This is a genomic window from Cupriavidus cauae (genome assembly GCF_026210475.1).
GTDB lineage: Bacteria > Pseudomonadota > Gammaproteobacteria > Burkholderiales > Burkholderiaceae > Cupriavidus > Cupriavidus cauae.
Map to the genome: position 1 here is coordinate 960,535 of NZ_CP080293.1, position 16,290 is coordinate 976,824.

Annotated in this window: 15 protein-coding genes; all 15 read left to right on the plus strand. The window is 69.1% G+C overall.

Features of this window, described 5'->3' with window-relative positions; genetic code table 11:
* The first annotated feature begins 171 nt into the window (after positions 1–171).
* The 15 genes from aceK to bioB all read left to right on the plus strand — a co-directional run bounded on the left by aceK (position 172) and on the right by bioB (position 16,176).
* Positions 172–1,989, plus strand: a complete 1,818-nt coding sequence (gene aceK / locus KZ686_RS04345) for a bifunctional isocitrate dehydrogenase kinase/phosphatase (RefSeq protein ID WP_149317297.1) — start codon at positions 172–174, stop codon at positions 1,987–1,989.
* Positions 1,986–2,657 carry a carbonate dehydratase gene (gene can / locus KZ686_RS04350; RefSeq protein ID WP_006578377.1) on the plus strand — a complete coding sequence of 224 codons (672 nt, stop codon included), beginning with the start codon at positions 1,986–1,988 and terminating at the stop codon, positions 2,655–2,657. Before aceK ends, can begins: the two co-directional genes overlap by 4 nt.
* 91 nt (positions 2,658–2,748) lie before the next feature.
* Entirely contained in the window at positions 2,749–3,930 is a 1,182-nt protein-coding gene (locus KZ686_RS04355; RefSeq protein ID WP_265633078.1) for an acetyl-CoA C-acetyltransferase, read from the plus strand.
* 64 nt (positions 3,931–3,994) lie between these two features.
* The gene (locus tag KZ686_RS04360; RefSeq protein ID WP_150082723.1) at positions 3,995–4,675 is read left to right on the plus strand and encodes an SDR family oxidoreductase; all 681 of its coding nucleotides are present in this window, start codon (positions 3,995–3,997) and stop codon (positions 4,673–4,675) included.
* 7 nt (positions 4,676–4,682) lie between these two features.
* On the plus strand, positions 4,683–5,813 hold the full coding sequence (locus tag KZ686_RS04365; protein WP_149317294.1) for an acyl-CoA dehydrogenase family protein: 1,131 nt from the start codon (positions 4,683–4,685) through the stop codon (positions 5,811–5,813).
* Between the two features lie 117 nt (positions 5,814–5,930).
* Positions 5,931–6,590 carry a 2-hydroxychromene-2-carboxylate isomerase gene (locus tag KZ686_RS04370; RefSeq protein WP_149317293.1) on the plus strand — a complete coding sequence of 220 codons (660 nt, stop codon included), beginning with the start codon at positions 5,931–5,933 and terminating at the stop codon, positions 6,588–6,590.
* Positions 6,587–7,315 (plus strand): HAD family hydrolase, encoded by a 729-nt coding sequence (locus tag KZ686_RS04375; protein ID WP_149317292.1) that lies wholly within the window; start codon positions 6,587–6,589, stop codon positions 7,313–7,315. Before KZ686_RS04370 ends, KZ686_RS04375 begins: the two co-directional genes overlap by 4 nt.
* Positions 7,312–7,758 carry a YchJ family metal-binding protein gene (locus tag KZ686_RS04380; protein WP_265633079.1) on the plus strand — a complete coding sequence of 149 codons (447 nt, stop codon included), beginning with the start codon at positions 7,312–7,314 and terminating at the stop codon, positions 7,756–7,758. The genes KZ686_RS04375 and KZ686_RS04380 overlap by 4 nt, the downstream gene beginning before the upstream one ends.
* Positions 7,759–7,856: 98 nt before the next feature.
* Entirely contained in the window at positions 7,857–9,464 is a 1,608-nt protein-coding gene (locus KZ686_RS04385; protein WP_150082725.1) for a carboxyl transferase domain-containing protein, read from the plus strand.
* A 3-nt stretch (positions 9,465–9,467) separates the two neighbouring features.
* A complete protein-coding gene (locus KZ686_RS04390) occupies positions 9,468–10,550 on the plus strand; it encodes an alpha/beta hydrolase (RefSeq protein ID WP_265633080.1) in 1,083 nt (360 codons plus the stop codon).
* A gap of 40 nt (positions 10,551–10,590) precedes the next feature.
* On the plus strand, positions 10,591–11,379 hold the full coding sequence (locus KZ686_RS04395) for an enoyl-CoA hydratase/isomerase family protein (protein ID WP_265633081.1): 789 nt from the start codon (positions 10,591–10,593) through the stop codon (positions 11,377–11,379).
* 320 nt (positions 11,380–11,699) lie between these two features.
* Complete coding sequence (gene bioA / locus KZ686_RS04400) at positions 11,700–13,124, plus strand: adenosylmethionine--8-amino-7-oxononanoate transaminase (RefSeq protein ID WP_407648508.1); 1,425 nt, start codon at positions 11,700–11,702, stop codon at positions 13,122–13,124.
* On the plus strand, positions 13,114–14,358 hold the full coding sequence (bioF, locus tag KZ686_RS04405) for an 8-amino-7-oxononanoate synthase (RefSeq protein WP_265633083.1): 1,245 nt from the start codon (positions 13,114–13,116) through the stop codon (positions 14,356–14,358). Before bioA ends, bioF begins: the two co-directional genes overlap by 11 nt.
* Positions 14,355–15,101, plus strand: a complete 747-nt coding sequence (bioD, locus tag KZ686_RS04410) for a dethiobiotin synthase (protein WP_265633084.1) — start codon at positions 14,355–14,357, stop codon at positions 15,099–15,101. Before bioF ends, bioD begins: the two co-directional genes overlap by 4 nt.
* Before the next feature lie 19 nt (positions 15,102–15,120).
* Positions 15,121–16,176: a biotin synthase BioB gene (bioB, locus tag KZ686_RS04415; protein WP_265633085.1), complete on the plus strand. Its 1,056-nt coding sequence runs from the start codon at positions 15,121–15,123 to the stop codon at positions 16,174–16,176.
* Positions 16,177–16,290 lie beyond the last annotated feature (114 nt).

Here is a 16,290-nt window from a genome sequence, read left to right on the forward strand (position 1 = left end):
CCTCGCGCGAAGCGCTTACAATCACCCCTGACATCCGGCCTCGCCGCGGCGAGCGCCGATGCACAGGTTCCAGCCGATATCTCAGCCGATATTTCAGTCGTTATTTCCGCCGATATCTCCGCCGAAACCGCCTTCCGAACCTCACCCGCGCCCAGGTAGTCCGTCCCAGCCATGTCCCACTTCCCGAAACTGCTGTCGTCGCAGATCGCCTACGATGTGGCGCGCACCATGCTGGACGGGTTCGACAAGCACTATCGGCTGTTTCGCGAGGTCAGCATCGAGGCCAAGGTCCGCTTCGAGGCCGGCGACTGGGCCGGGCTGCAGCAGCTGCAGCGCGACCGCATCGCGTTCTACAACGAGCGCGTGCGCGAAACCACGGTGATCCTCGAGGACGAGTACGACGCCGAGCAGATCGAGGACGAGATCTGGCAGCAGATCAAGCTGCATTACATCGGGCTGCTGACCAACCACCACCAGCCCGAGCTGGCCGAGACCTTCTTCAATTCGGTCTTTACCCGCATCCTGCATCGGTCGTACTTCAACAACGACTTCATCTTCGTGCGCCCGGCGATCTCGACCGAATACATCGAGAACGAGGAGTCGCCGACCCGGCCGACCTTCCGCGCCTACTATCCGGGCAGCCGCGAGGGCATGGCCGACTGCTTCGAACGGATCGTGCACAACTTCCAGCTCGAGCGGCCGTACGAGGACCTGAAGCGCGATATCGGCTATGTGGTGCGCGCCGTCACCGAGCACCTGGGCGATTTCCGCATCGCGCCGAATTTCCAGATCCACGTGCTGTCGTCGCTGTTCTTCCGCAACAAGTCGGCCTTCATCATCGGCCGCGTGCTGAACGGCGACCGCACCTATCCGCTGGCGATCCCGATCGTGCACGGGCCGTCGGGCAAGCTGGCGCTCGACACGGTGCTGCTGCGCAAGGAACAGCTGCTGATCCTGTTCTCGTTCACGCATTCCTATTTCATGGTCGACATGGAGATCCCGTCGGCCTACGTGACCTTCCTGCGCGACATCATGCCGCGCAAGCCGCGCGCGGAGATCTATACCTCGCTGGGTTTGCAGAAGCAGGGCAAGAATCTGTTCTACCGCGACTTCCTGCACCACCTGCAGCATTCGTCGGACAAGTTCATCATCGCCCCCGGCATCCGCGGGCTGGTGATGCTGGTGTTCACGCTGCCGTCCTATCCCTACGTCTTCAAGGTGATCAAGGACTTCTATCCGGCGCCGAAGGAAACCACGCGCGAGCTGATCAAGTCCAAGTACCAGCTGGTCAAGCAGCACGACCGCGTCGGCCGCATGGCCGACACGCTGGAATATTCGGACGTCGCCTTTCCGCTGTCGCGCTTCGACGATGCGCTGGTGCGCGAGCTGCACGAGCATGCGCCGTCGATGATCGAATATCAGCGCGCCAAGGACGGCACCGAGGAAATCGTGGTACGCCATCTCTATATCGAGCGCCGCATGACGCCGCTGAACATCTACCTGCAGGAAGGCACCGACGAGCAGGTCGAGCACGGCATCATCGAATACGGCAATGCGATCAAGGAGCTGATGGCCGCCAACATCTTCCCGGGCGACATGCTGTACAAGAATTTCGGCGTCACGCGCCATGGCCGCGTGGTGTTCTACGACTACGACGAGATCGAATACCTGACCGACTGCAATATCCGCCGCGTACCGACTCCCCGCAACGAGGAAGAGGAGATGTCGGGCGAGGTCTGGTACAGCGTCGGCCGCCACGACATCTTTCCCGAAACCTTCCGCACCTTCCTGCTGGGCGACCCGCGCGTGCGCGCGGCCTTCCTGCGGCACCATGCGGACTTTTTCGATCCTGCCCTGTGGCAGGGACACAAGGACCGGCTGCTGGCCGGACATGTTCATGACTTCTACGCTTACCATGCCTCGGAACGCTTCATTCATCGATACGGCCCAACCGAATCCGGCGACGAGCCGGCAAGGAGGGCAGCATGACTGACGCCATCGCCCAGCTGTTCCGCAACAACCGCGAATGGGTCGACCGCGTCAACGCGGAAGATCCGAACTTCTTCACCAGCCTGGCCAACCAGCAGGCGCCCGAATACCTGTGGATCGGCTGTTCGGATTCACGCGTGCCCGCCAACCAGATCCTGGGGCTGGCGCCGGGCGAGGTCTTCGTCCACCGCAATATCGCCAACGTGATCGCGCACAGCGACCTGAACGCGCTGTCGGTGATCCAGTTCGCGGTCGAGGTGCTGAAGGTGCGCCATATCACCGTGGTGGGCCACTACGGCTGCGGCGGCGTCAAGGTCGCGCTCAAGCGCGAGCGCGTGGGTCTGGTCGACAACTGGCTGCGCCATGTGCGCGACGTGGCCGACAAGCACGACGCCTACCTGGGCACCATCGTGCGCGAGGACGATGCGCACAGCCGCCTGTGCGAGCTCAACGTGATCGAGCAGGTCAACAACGTCTGCCAGACCACGGTGATCCAGGACGCCTGGGCGCGCGGCCAGCAGGTCACGGTGCACGGCTGGATCTACGGCGTGTCCGACGGCCTGCTGCGCGACCTCGGCATGGCGGCCAGCAGCAACGAGGAACTGCGCACGCAATTGCAGGCGGCCTACCGGCAGTACGGGGATCCGCCGCATATTCCGGTGCGGTGACAAGCCGCTCCCTGCCCGGCCCCGCAGGTCGAGGCAGGGAGCCAATCGAACGACAGCACGGCAGCACGGCAAAGACATCAAGGAGACCACCATGCAAGACCCGATCGTGATCGTATCCGCGGCCCGCACGCCGATGGCCGCATTCCAGGGCGAGTTCGCCAGCGTCACGGCGCCGCAGCTCGGCGCCGTCGCCATCCGCGCGGCGATCGAGCGCGCCGGCATCCAGCCGGAGCAGGTCGAGGAAGTGGTGTTCGGCTGCGTGCTGCCCGCCGGCCAGGGCCAGGCGCCGGCGCGCCAGGCGGCGTTGGGCGCGGGGCTGCCGCTGTCGGTCGCCTGTACCACCGTCAACAAGATGTGCGGCTCCGGCATGCGCGCCGCGATGACGGTGTACGACAGCCTGGTGGCGGGCTCGTACGAAATCGCGGTGGCCGGCGGCATGGAAAGCATGACCAATGCCCCGTACCTGATCCCGAAGGGGCGCGGCGGCTATCGCATCGGTCACGGCATGATCTATGACCACATGATGCTCGACGGACTGGAAGACGCCTACGAGAAGGGCCGCGCGATGGGCACCTTCGGCGAGGACTGCGCGGCCAAGTACGGCTTCACCCGCGAGGCGCAGGACGCCTTTGCGATGGAGAGCGTGCGGCGCGCGCAGCAGGCCACCGAACGCGGCGACTTCCGCTGGGAGATCGCGCCGGTCACGGTGACGGCCAAGGGCGGCGATGTGGTGATCGACACCGACGAAGGCCCGCGCCGCATCAAGGTCGACAAGATCCCCTCGCTCAAGCCCGCCTTCGCCAAGGACGGCACCATCACCGCCGCGTCGTCGTCGTCGATCAACGACGGCGCCGCCGCGCTGGTGATGATGCGCGAATCGACCGCGAAGGCGCTGGGCCTGCAGCCGCTGGCGCGCATGCTGGGCCATACCAGCCATGCGCAGGCGCCGGGCTGGTTCACCACCGCGCCGGTCGAGGCCATCGCCAAGCTGTATCGCAAGCTCGACTGGAACAGCGACAGCGTCGACCTGTTCGAGATCAACGAGGCCTTCGCCGTGGTGCCGATGGCGGCGATGCACGAGCTGAAGATTCCGCGCGACAAGGTCAATATCCACGGCGGCGCCTGCGCGCTCGGCCATCCGATCGGCGCCTCGGGCGCGCGCATCATGACCACGCTGATCGGCGCGCTGCGCAAGACCGGCGGCAAGCGCGGCGTGGCCAGCCTGTGCATCGGCGGCGGCGAGGCGACGGCGGTCGGCATCGAGCTGGTCTGAGTGCCGCCGGCCCGAACGCTGCCTGAACCCTCGTTCCCGAACCTCGACCCGACAGGAGGCTAGCTTGCCAACCGCACTGATACTCGGCGCCTCGCGCGGCATCGGCCTGGAGTTCGTCCGCCAGTACCGCGCCGACGGCTGGCGCGTGATCGCCACCGCCCGCAGCGACGAAGGGCTGGCCGCATTGAAATCGCTGGGCGCGGAGGCGCACCGCGTCGACCTGACCGAGGCCGATCAGGTCGCGGGCCTGGGCTGGACGCTCGACGGCGAATCGCTCGACGTGGCGGTCTACAACGCCGGCGTGATCGGCCCGCGCACCGAGGGCGCGCAGCCGGTCTCGGTCGAGGAGTTCGACGACGTGATGCATGCCAATGTGCTGGGCCCGATGATGGCGCTGCCGCTGGTGCTGCCCTTCGTCGAGACAGGCCGCGGCGGCAAGGGCGGCGTGCTGGCGGTGCTGTCCTCGCGCATGGGCAGCATCGGGGCGATGGAGAGCAATCGCAGCTGGCTGTATCGCGTCAGCAAGGCGGCCGTCAACGCGGCGCTGAAGTCGGTGTCGCTCGACGCCCGCCACGCGGTCTGCCTGGCGCTGCATCCGGGCTGGGTTCGTACCGACATGGGCGGCGCCGGCGCCGACCTGACGCCGCAGCAGAGCGTGTCCGGCCTGCGCCGCGTGCTGGCCGGCGCCACCGCGCAGGACAACGGCGGTTTCCGCAACTACGACGGCAGCGTGCTGCCCTGGTGAGGTTCCGATGCTGCTCAGTCCCGAACAGGAAATGATCCGCGACGCGGTGCGGCAGTTCGCGCAGGAGGTCATCGCGCCGCAGGCCGCCGCATGGGATCGCGACAAGACGTTCCCGAAGGAGGTCCACCGCGAGCTCGCGGCAATGGGCACCTATGGCGTGGCGGTGCCCGAGGCCTACGGCGGCGCGGGGCTCGACTACCTGTCGCTGGCGCTGATCCTGGAGGAGATCGCCGCCGGCGACGGCGGCACCTCGACCGTGATCAGCGTCAACAACTGCCCCGTCTGCAGCATGCTGATGGCGTTTGCCGACGAGGCGCAGAAGCAGCGGTGGCTGGTGCCGCTGGCCAGGGGCGAGATGCTCGGCGCGTTCTGCCTGACCGAGCCGCATGTCGGCTCGGACGCCGCGGCGCTGCGCACCACCGCGACGCGCGACGGCGATCATTACGTCCTCAACGGCGTCAAGCAGTTCATCACCAGCGGCAAGCACGCCGATGTCGCGATCGTGATGGCGGTCACCGACAAGGCCGCCGGCAAGCGCGGCATCAGCGCCTTCCTGGTGCCGACCGATACGCCGGGCTATGTGGTCGCGCGGCTGGAAGACAAGCTTGGCCAGCATTCGTCGGACACCGCGCAGATCGTGTTCGAGGATTGCCGCGTGCCGGCCGCCAACCTGCTTGGCGAGGAGGGCGCGGGCTACAGGATGGCGCTGTCCGGCCTGGAGGGCGGGCGCATCGGCATCGCCGCGCAGAGCGTCGGCATGGCGCGCGCGGCCTTCGAGGCGGCGCTGGCCTATTCGAAGGAGCGCGAGAGCTTCGGCCAGCCGTTGTTCGCGCATCAGGCGGTGCAGTTCCGCCTGGCCGAGATGGCCACGCGCATCGAGGTCGCGCGCCAGATGATCTGGCATGCCGCCTCGCTGAAGGACGCCGGCCGGCCCTGCCTGAAGGAGGCCGCGATGGCCAAGCTCAATGCCAGCGAGATGGCCGAGGCGGTCTGCTCGGACGCGATCCAGGTGTTTGGCGGCTATGGCTATGTCAGCGACTTCCCGGTCGAGCGGATCTACCGAGACGTGCGGGTCTGCCAGATCTACGAGGGCACCAGCGACATCCAGAAGATGCTGATCGCGCGGGCGCTGGCGTGAGAGGCGCGCGCACGGCCGTACCGAAGTCCCTGCCGTACGCACCGCAGTTTCCGGTTGCCGCTTCATTCGCCCACTTGGTTCGCCACTCCGTTCGCCGCACTCTCGCCAGGACCTGACATGACCGCTGCCCCCATCGACTTCTATTTCGATTTCTCCTCGCCCTACGGCTACTTCGCCAGCACGCGCATCGACGACCTCGCGCGCCAGTACGGCCGCAGCGTCGCCTGGCATCCGATCCTGCTGGGCGTGGTGTTCAAGACCACCGGCATGGCGCCGCTGCCGCAGATCCCGCTCAAGGGCGACTACAGCTGGCGCGATTTCGAACGCACCGCGCGCCATCACGGCATTGCCTATCGCCGGCCGTCGAACTTCCCGCTGCCGACCACGCAGGCCGCGCGCGCGATGCTGTGGCTGCAGAACCATCATGCCGCCGACGTGGCGGTGCGCTTCGCCAAGGCGGTGTACCACGCCTACTTCGTCGACGACATCAACATCGCCGAACCGGCCGAGCTGGTGAAGATCGCTGCGGCGCTGGACATCGACGCCAATGCGATGGACGCCGGCGCCAGCAGCCAGCCGATCAAGGACCAGCTGAAGGCCGAGATGGAAGTGGCGATGGCCAAGGGCGTGTTCGGCTCGCCCTTCGTCATCGTCGATGGCGAACCCTACTGGGGCTTCGACCGCTTCGACCAGATCGAGGCCCTGCTCAAGAGCGGCACGCCCACCGAATTGCGGGCCGTGCCGTCCCCCGATCTCAAGGAAAAGAAACCCGCATGACCCTCAGTGCTTCTCCCTCCCGCGACCGCGACAGCGGTGCCGCCCAGCCGTCCCGCCGCTTCGACTGCGTGATCTTCGATTGCGACGGCGTGCTGGTCGACAGCGAGCCGATCGTCAACCGCGTGCTGAACCAGATGCTGAACGAACTGGGCATCGCGATCTCGCTGGAGGACTCGACCGCGCTGTTCCTCGGCCGCGCCGTGCGCGAGGAGCTCGACACCATCGAGCGCATGCGCGGCGCGCCGCTGCCGGAGAACTGGCTGTCGCACTGGCTGGCCCGGCGCAATGCAGTGCTGGAGGCCGAGGTTGAGGCCGTGCCGCACGTGCGCGACGCCATCGCCGCGATCGCCGCGACCGGCATGCCGCTGTGCGTGGCCTCGGGCGCCGACCGCGTCAAGGTCAAGCTGCAACTGAAGCGCACCGGCCTGCTGGAGCTGTTCCAGCACGACGCCGACGGCCAGCAGCGCGAGCACGTGTTCTCCGCCACCGAGGTCGAGCGCAGCAAGCCCGCGCCCGACGTTTATTTGCTGGCGGCGCGCACGATGGGCGTGGAGCCCTCGCGCTGCGCGGTGGTGGAAGACAGTCCGGCCGGCATCACCGCCGGCGTGGCGGCCGGCATGACGGTGTTCGGCTATGCCGCGCGCAACGATGCCGCGATGCTGCGCGAGGCCGGCGCCCAGACCATCTTCACCGATATGCGGCAACTGCCGGAGCTGGTGGCATGAAGCGGGCGGCAGCGCCTTCACGCGAAGGCGCCTGCCCTTGCGGCGGGGCCAGCTACGCCAGCTGCTGCGGGCGCTTCCATCGCGGCGAGGCGCTGCCGGACACCGCCGAGCAGCTGATGCGCTCGCGCTACAGCGCCTACGTGCTGAACGACGCGCAGTGGCTGCGCCAGAGCTGGCATCCGTCGACCTGCCCGGCGACGCTGGAGCAGGATCTTGCCCAGGACGCCGGTGGCCCGCGCACGCAGTGGCTGGGCGTGACCATCGTCGCGCATGTACCGCAGGACGACACCCACGCCGAGGTCGAATTCGTCGCGCGCTACAAGGTCGGCGGGCGTGCGTCGCGGCTGCACGAACGCAGCCGCTTCGTGCGCGAGCCGCGCGCGAGCGGCGAAGCGCCGCGCTGGCTGTACCTCGATGGGGACATTCGCGGGGAAGCGCGATGAACCGGGCCGCCGCCGTACGCTGAATTTCCGCACCGCGAACGCATTCATCGCATCGCATTCATCGCAACGCATCACAAGATCAGGAAGAGACAGACCCGATGCCCACGCTCGAATCCAAACTCAATGCCCGTTCCGAGGCCTTCAAGGCCAATGCCGAGGCGATGCAGGCCCTGGTCGCCGACCTGAAGGCGAAGATCGCCCAGGTGGCGCAGGGCGGTGGCGAAGACGCGCGCAACAAGCATCTGTCGCGCGGCAAGATGCTGCCGCGCGAGCGCGTGCAGCAGCTGCTCGACCCGGGCACGCCGTTCCTGGAGCTGTCGCAGCTGGCGGCCTACGACATGTACGACAATGCCGCGCCCGGCGCCGGCATCATCACCGGCATCGGCCGCGTGGCCGGGCAGGAATGCGTGATCGTGTGCAACGACGCCACGGTCAAGGGCGGCACCTACTACCCGATGACCGTCAAGAAGCATCTGCGCGCGCAGGAGATCGCCGAGCAGAACCATCTGCCCTGCATCTACCTGGTCGATTCGGGCGGCGCCAACCTGCCGAACCAGGACGATGTGTTCCCCGACCGCGATCACTTCGGCCGCATCTTCTACAACCAGGCCAACCTGTCGAAGATGGGCATTCCGCAGATTGCCGTGGTGATGGGCTCGTGCACCGCCGGCGGCGCCTATGTGCCGGCGATGAGCGACGAGTCGATCATCGTCAAGAACCAGGGCACGATCTTTCTGGGCGGCCCGCCGCTGGTCAAGGCGGCCACCGGCGAGGAGGTCAGCGCCGAGGACCTGGGCGGCGCCGACGTGCATACGCGGCTGTCGGGCGTGGCCGACTACTTCGCGCAGAACGACGCGCATGCGCTGGGCCTGGCGCGCAATATCGTGCAGCACCTGAACCGCCGCAAGCCGGACCAGATCCGGCTGCACGCGCCGGTCGAGCCGCGCTATCCGGTCGAGGAACTGTACGGCGTGATCCCGACCGATACGCGCAAGCCCTACGACGTGCGCGAGGTGATCGCCCGCATCGTCGACGACTCGGACTTCGACGAATTCAAGGCGCGCTACGGCACCACGCTGGTGTGCGGCTTCGCGCGGATCTGGGGCTACCCGGTCGGCATCGTCGCCAACAACGGCATCCTGTTCTCGGAGTCGGCGCTCAAGGGCGCGCACTTCATCGAGCTGTGCTGCCAGCGCAAGATTCCGCTGGTGTTCCTGCAGAACATCACCGGCTTCATGGTGGGACGCAAGTACGAGAACGAGGGCATCGCCCGCAACGGCGCCAAGATGGTGACCGCGGTGGCGACCGCGCAGGTGCCGAAGTTCACGGTGATCATCGGCGGCTCGTTCGGCGCCGGCAATTACGGCATGTGCGGGCGCGCCTATTCGCCGCGCTTCCTGTGGATGTGGCCGAACGCGCGGATCTCGGTGATGGGCGGCGAGCAGGCGGCCAGCGTGCTGGCCACGGTGCGGCGCGACGGCATCGAGGGCCGCGGCGGCAGCTGGAGCGCCGAGGAGGAGGAGGCCTTCAAGCGGCCGATCCGCGAGCAGTACGAACACCAGGGCCATCCGTATTACGCCAGCGCGCGGCTGTGGGACGACGGCGTGATCGACCCCGCGCAGACCCGCACGGTGCTCGGCCTGGGCCTGTCGGCGAGCCTCAACGCCCCGATCGACGAGATGAAGTTCGGCGTCTTCCGGATGTAAGCGATGCTGCGTCGTTGCCGCGCGCCAGGTGCCCATGATGCCCGCGATGCCGCCCGCGATGTTCCCCGCGATGTTCGCCGCAGCGTGCCGTTCGCCCGGCTGGCGCTGTGCCTGCTGGCATGGGCCGCGCTGCCGGCCGGCGCCGCGCCGCTCGAGGAGACCTGGTCGGTGCCGGTGACGGTTACCGATGCGCACGGGCGACAGGTCTCGCAGCGCATCGTCGTCACCGCGTTCCGCGAGCCCGGCCACCAGCGCTATCCGCTGCTGGTGCTGAACCACGGTCGCGCGCCCGATCCCTATGCGCGCGCCCGGCTGGGCCGCGTGCGGCTGGCCGAGCAGGCCGCGTATTTCGCCTCGCTCGGCTTCCAGGTGCTGGTGCCGACGCGGATCGGCTATGGCGCCAGCGGTGGCGACGATATCGAGAACACCGGCAGCTGCACGCGCAAGAACTATCGCCCCGGCTTCGAGGTGGCCGCGCAGCAGGTGCTGCAGGTGATCGAGATGGCGCGCTCGCGGCCGGAGATCGACGTGTCGCGGGTCGTGCTGGTCGGCCAGTCGTTCGGCGGCGCGGCGGTGATCGCGCTGGCGGCGAAGAACCCGCCGGGTGTCCGGCTGGTGCTGAACTTCGCCGGCGGCGGCGGCGGCGATCCGCGCCTGCATCCGGGCGAGCCCTGCGCGCCCGACCAGCAGGCGGCGCTGTTCGCCGAATACGGCCGCAGCGCGCGCGTGCCGACGCACTGGATCTACACGACCAACGACCGCTACATGGGACCGTATCCGGCGCAATGGTTCGAGGCCTTCCGCGGCGCCGGCGGCGTCGGCAAGTACCACGCGCTGCCGGCCTTCGGGCAGGACGGCCACCAGCTGTTCGCGCGGGGCCTGACGCGCTGGAAGCCGCTGGCCGAGAAGGCGCTGCGCGATGCCGGCTTCGAGCCGCGGCCATTGAACCGGCCGGCGGCCGCGAGCGCGGTCCGACCGAATGACGTCCGGCCGAACGGCGTCCGACCGATCGAAGGGCGACCGATCGAAGGGCGGCCGATCGAAGGGCGGCCGATCGACGGTCGACCGAACGACGCCCGCAGATAGCCGAAAACGCAATCCACACCAGAACTGCCAGGAGACCACGATGGAATTCACCACCCTGACCGTGACCGTCGAGCGCCATGTCGCCACGGTGACGCTGAACCGCCCCGATGTGCGCAACGCCTTCAACGAGACCGTGATCGCCGAGCTGAGCGGCGCCTTCCGCGCGCTGGGCGATACGCCGGAGGTGCGCGCGATCGTGCTGGCCGGGCAGGGGCCCGCGTTCTGCGCCGGCGCCGACCTGAACTGGATGAAGAAGATGGCCGGCTACTCGCACGACGAGAACCGGGCCGACGCGCTGCAGCTCGCGCAGATGCTGCATACGATCTGGGCGTGTCCGAAGCCGGTGATCGCGCGCATCCACGGCGATACCTATGCCGGTGGCGTCGGCCTGGTGGCGGCCTGCGATATCGCGGTGGCGGCCGACCACGCGCATTTCTGCCTGTCCGAAGCGCGCCTGGGACTGCTGCCGGCGACGATCAGCCCGTACGTGATCCGCGCGATGGGCGAGCAGGCGGCGCGCCGCTACTTCATCACCGCCGAACGCTTCGATGCGGCCGAGGCGCTGCGGCTGGGCTTCGTGCATGCGGTGGTGCTGGCCGACGGGCTCGACGCCAAGGTTGCCGAGCTGACCGCCGCGCTGGTCGCCAACAGCCCGAACGCAGTGCGCGAAAGCAAGCGGCTGGTGCAGGACATCGCCGGCCGCGCCATCGACGACGACCTGCTGGCCGATACCGCCGAGCGCATCGCGGCGATCCGCGCCTCCGACGAGGGCCGCGAGGGCGTGCGCTCCTTCCTCGAAAAGCGCAGCCCGTCGTGGCGGCCGGCCTGAAGCGATGATCCCGATGAGATCGACGATGTCCGCGATGCCGAGGATGTGCGCGATGCCGACGATGTCCGCGCCGCCGCCGGCGACGATGTGCGCAGATGCGCGCGCAGTGGTGGGCGATCGCGGCTTCGTCGCCCAACTACCGGGAATCTGACGCCAACACGCCCATAACGCGCAAATCCGGCGCCGTTTGCCAAGCCCGCAAGGACCTTCCTACCATGCGTTCTCCCAATCCAGCCGCGTTCCACGCGCCGCCCGGGCCCGCCCGGAACGGCACGCGCGCGGCCGGCCAACCATGGAGGACTCCCTTGCACACCCAGTCCTTGCAAACCGCCCCCACTGACCCGCCCGCCGCGCCCGCGCGGCAGGACGGCAACGGGCTCGCCGCGCGCAGCCAGCGCGCGGTATGGCACCCCTGCACGCGCCTGCGTCCCGGCGGCAATCCGCCGCCGCTGGCCGTGGTCCGCGGCGAAGGGCCCTGGCTCTACGACGACGAAGGCCGGCGCCTGTTCGACGCCACCAGCTCGTGGTGGGTCAATCTGTTCGGCCATGCGAATCCCGCCATCAACGCCGCGCTGAAGGACCAGCTCGACACGCTCGAGCACGTGATGCTGGCCGGCTGCACCCACGGTCCGGCGGTCGAGCTGGCGGAACGGCTGTCGGCGCTGACCGGCGGCGCGCTCGGCCATGCGTTCTACGCGTCGGACGGCGCCTCGGCGGTCGAGATCGCGCTGAAGATGAGCTTCCACTACTGGCGCAACAGCGGGCTGCCGGGCAAGCGCGAGTTCGTCTGCCTGCGCCACGGCTATCACGGCGAGACCGTCGGCGCGCTGGCGGTCACCGATGTCGCGGTATTCCGCGATGCCTACGATCCGCTGCTGATGCGCGCCCACGTGGCGATGTCGCCGGACGCGCGCCAGGCGGCGTCCGGCGAGTCGCCGCGCGAGGTCGCGCAGCGCGCGCTCGACGAACTCGAAGCGCTGCTGCAGCAGCGCGCCGCCAGCATCGCGGCGCTGATCGTCGAGCCGCTGGTGCAGTGCGCGGCCGGCATGGCGATGCACGATCCGGCCTATCTGGACGGCGTGCGAGCGCTGTGCGACCGCTACCGGGTCCATCTGATCGCCGACGAGATCGCGGTCGGTTGCGGGCGCACCGGCACCTTCTTCGCGTGGGAACAGTCGCGTGGCGAGGCCCCGCTCGGCGCCCAGCAGTGGCCCGATTTCCTGTGCCTGTCCAAGGGCATCAGCGGCGGCTATCTGCCGCTGTCGCTGGTGCTGACGCGCAGCGCGATCCAGCAGGCCTTCGTCGCCGACGAGCTGTCGCGCAGCTTCCTGCATTCGCATTCGTACACCGGCAATCCGCTGGCCTGCCGCGCGGCGCTGGCGACGCTGGACCTGTTCGCGCAGCACGACGTGCTGGCGATGAACCGGCAGCGCGCGCAGTGGCTGGCACAGGGGCTGGCCGGCCTGGCCGCCGATGCGCGGCTATGCCACGTGCGCCAGCGCGGACTGATCTGGGCCGCCGATCTGCGCGAGCCGTTCGCCACCAAAACGTTCGCCGCCGACTTCCATCGGGCTGCGCTGGAGCGGGGCGTGCTGATCCGGCCGATCGGCAACACGCTGTACGTGATGCCGCCCTACGTCTTCGATGCGCCGCTGGCCAGCTGGCTCGGCGAGCGTCTGCTGGCCGCGCTCGACAGCGTGGTCGCACCGGCCGGTTCGGCCAGGGAGGCGCGCCATGCTGCTTGATCGACTGACCCAGGCCGCGGCCGAGCGCGAACGCCAGGCACTGACCCGGACCCGCCGTATCGCGCATACGCCTTGCGCGCCCCGGCAGACCGTCGGTGCGCTGCTGCCCGACGGCAGCGAGGCCGAGCCCCGTTCCCTGCTGGGCTTCAGCAGCAACGATTACCTCGGGCTCGCCAACCATCCGGCCATCGTCGACGCCTTCGCCGAGGGCGCGCGGCGCTGGGGCGCCGGCAGCGGCGCCTCGCATCTGGTCACGGGCCACGGACTCGCGCATCACCGCCTCGAGACCGAACTGGCGCGCTGGTACGCCGACGCGATTCCCGACGCGGCCGCCCTGTACTTCTGCACCGGCTACATGGCCAATCTGGCGGTGCTGACCGCGCTTGGCGGTGCCGACGCCACGCTGTTCTGCGAGGCGCTGAACCACGCGTCGCTGATCGACGGCGCGCGGCTGGCGCGCGCGAGCGTGCAGCGCTACCCGCATGGCGATGTCGCCGCGCTCGACGCGCTGCTCGCCGCCAGCGAATCGCCGCTGAAGCTGGTCGTTACCGACGGTGTCTTCAGCATGGACGGCGATGTCGCGCCGCTGGCCGACCTGCTGGCGCTGGCCGAGCGGCACGATGCCTGGCTGATCGTGGACGATGCGCACGGCTTCGGCGTGCTGGGCGAACGCGGGCACGGCGTGCTCGAGCAACTGGGCCTGTCGTCGCAGCGGCTGGTCTATATCGGCACGCTCGGCAAGGCGGCCGGCGTGGCGGGCGCCTTCGTCGCCGCGCATCGGCTGATCGTCGAACATCTGGTCAATACCGCGCGCACGTATATCTTCACCACGGCGGCGCCGCCGGCGTCTGCCCATGCGCTGCTGACCAGCCTCGCGCTGATCGAGGGCGACGAGGGCGCGCAGCGGCGCGCGGCGCTGCGGCAGCGCATCGCCGAATTGCGGGCCGGTCTGGCGCCGATGGCCGCCCGCGCTGGCTGGCAGTTGGCCGACAGCGCGACCGCGATCCAGCCGCTGATTGTCGGCGGCAACGCCGCGGCGCTGTCGCTGTCGGCGGGACTGGAGCAGGCCGGCATCCGCGTCGGCGCGATCCGTCCGCCGACCGTGCCCGAGGGCACCGCGCGGCTGCGCATCACGCTGTCCGCCGCGCATCGCGAAGCGGACGTCGCGGCCCTGCTGGCGGCGCTGGGTGCGCTGGCGGCACGGGCCACGCCGCCGTGCAGGGAGGCCGCATGAGCCCAGTCTCCCCATTCGCCTGCTTCGTGACGGGCACCGATACCGGGATCGGCAAGACCCACGCCAGCGCGGCGCTGCTGCACGCGCTTGCCGCGCAGGGCCGCACGGCGGTCGGCATGAAGCCGGTCGCCAGCGGCTGCGACTGGCGCGACGGTCAGTGGCACAACGACGATGTCGCGCTGCTGCGCGCGGCCAGCAGCGTCGACGTGCCGCTCGCGCAGACCTGCCCCTGGCTGCTGCGCACGCCGTGCTCGCCCCATCTGGCGGCCCAGGCCGACGGCGTTCGCATTGAAGCCGAGCCGATCCTGTCGGCGTTTGCGGCGCTGCGCGCGCAGGCCGACGCGGTGGTGGTCGAAGGCGTCGGCGGCTTTCGCGTGCCGCTGGCCGGCGGCCCGAACGGCTGGGACACCGCCGATCTCGCGGTCCGGCTCGGCCTGCCGGTGATCCTGGCAGTCGGCATCCGGCTGGGGTGCCTGAGCCATGCGCTGCTGACCGCCGAGGCGGTACGCGCGCGCGGGCTGCGCCTGGCCGGCTGGATCGCCAACCGGATCGACCCCGACATGCTGCTGGCCGACGAGAACATCGCCACGCTGCGCGGTGCCTTCGACGCGATCGGCACGCCTTGCCTCGGCACGCTGCCCTGGCAACTGCCTGCCGATCAGGCCGCGCGCTGCCTCGACCTGGCCGCGCTGCTCGACCCCACCCGACATCCCGGCGACGCGCCCATCGAGCGCGCCGCCTGACCACAGAATTCGACCCGACATGACTACCATCGCCACCATTTCCGCCGATTCGCTGCGCCACAGCGCGCGCCAGCAGGCCGCTCAAGCCACTCAAGCCACTCAGGCCGGCACCGACGATGCCAACGGCAACAACGCCCGCTGGACCGTCGACGCGGTCGCCGCGCTGTTCGCGCTGCCGTTCAACGACCTGCTGTTCCGCGCGCAGCAGGTCCATCGCGAGCACTTCGACGCTAATACCGTGCAGCTGTCGACGCTGCTGTCGATCAAGACCGGGGGCTGCGAGGAGGATTGCGGCTATTGCCCGCAGAGCGCGCACCACGATGCCGGCGTCAAGGCCGGCAAGCTGATGGCGCTCGAAGACGTGCTCGAGGCGGCGCGCACCGCCAAGGCCAACGGCGCCACGCGCTTCTGCATGGGCGCCGCCTGGCGCAGCCCGAAGGACCGCCATCTCGAACCCGTGATCGACATGGTGCGCGAGGTCAAGGCCATGGGGCTGGAGACCTGCGTCACGCTCGGCATGCTGCGCGCCGAGCAGGCGCAGCGCCTGAAGGACGCCGGCCTCGATTACTACAACCACAATCTGGATACCTCGCCGGAGTTCTATGGCGAGATCATCAGCACGCGGACCTACCAGGACCGGCTGGACACCATCGGCCATGTGCGCGACGCCGGCATCAACGTCTGCTGCGGCGGCATCGTCGGCATGGGCGAGACGCGCGAGGCGCGCGCCGGCCTGATCGCGCAGCTGGCCAATATGGACCCGTATCCGGAGTCGGTGCCCATCAACAATCTGGTCCAGGTCGAGGGCACGCCGCTGGCCGGCACCGCGCCGCTGGACCCGTTCGAGTTCGTCCGCACCATCGCGGTCGCGCGCATCACGATGCCGCGCGCGATGGTGCGCCTGTCCGCCGGCCGCGAGGCCATGGACGAAGCGTTGCAGGCGCTGTGCTTCCTGGCCGGCGCCAATTCGATTTTCTACGGCGACAAGCTGCTGACCACCGGCAACCCGCAGGCCGAGCGCGATCGCGCGCTGCTGGGCCGGCTCGGCATCCGCGCGGAAGGACACGCCGGATGACGAAGGTGTCCGTGCCTGCGGTCCACCCCGCATTCCCGCGAAAGCGGGGCCCCGGCGACTTGCGCAAGCCGCCGGGTTCCCGCATGCGCGGGGACGACGGGGCGTTGCGCGCGG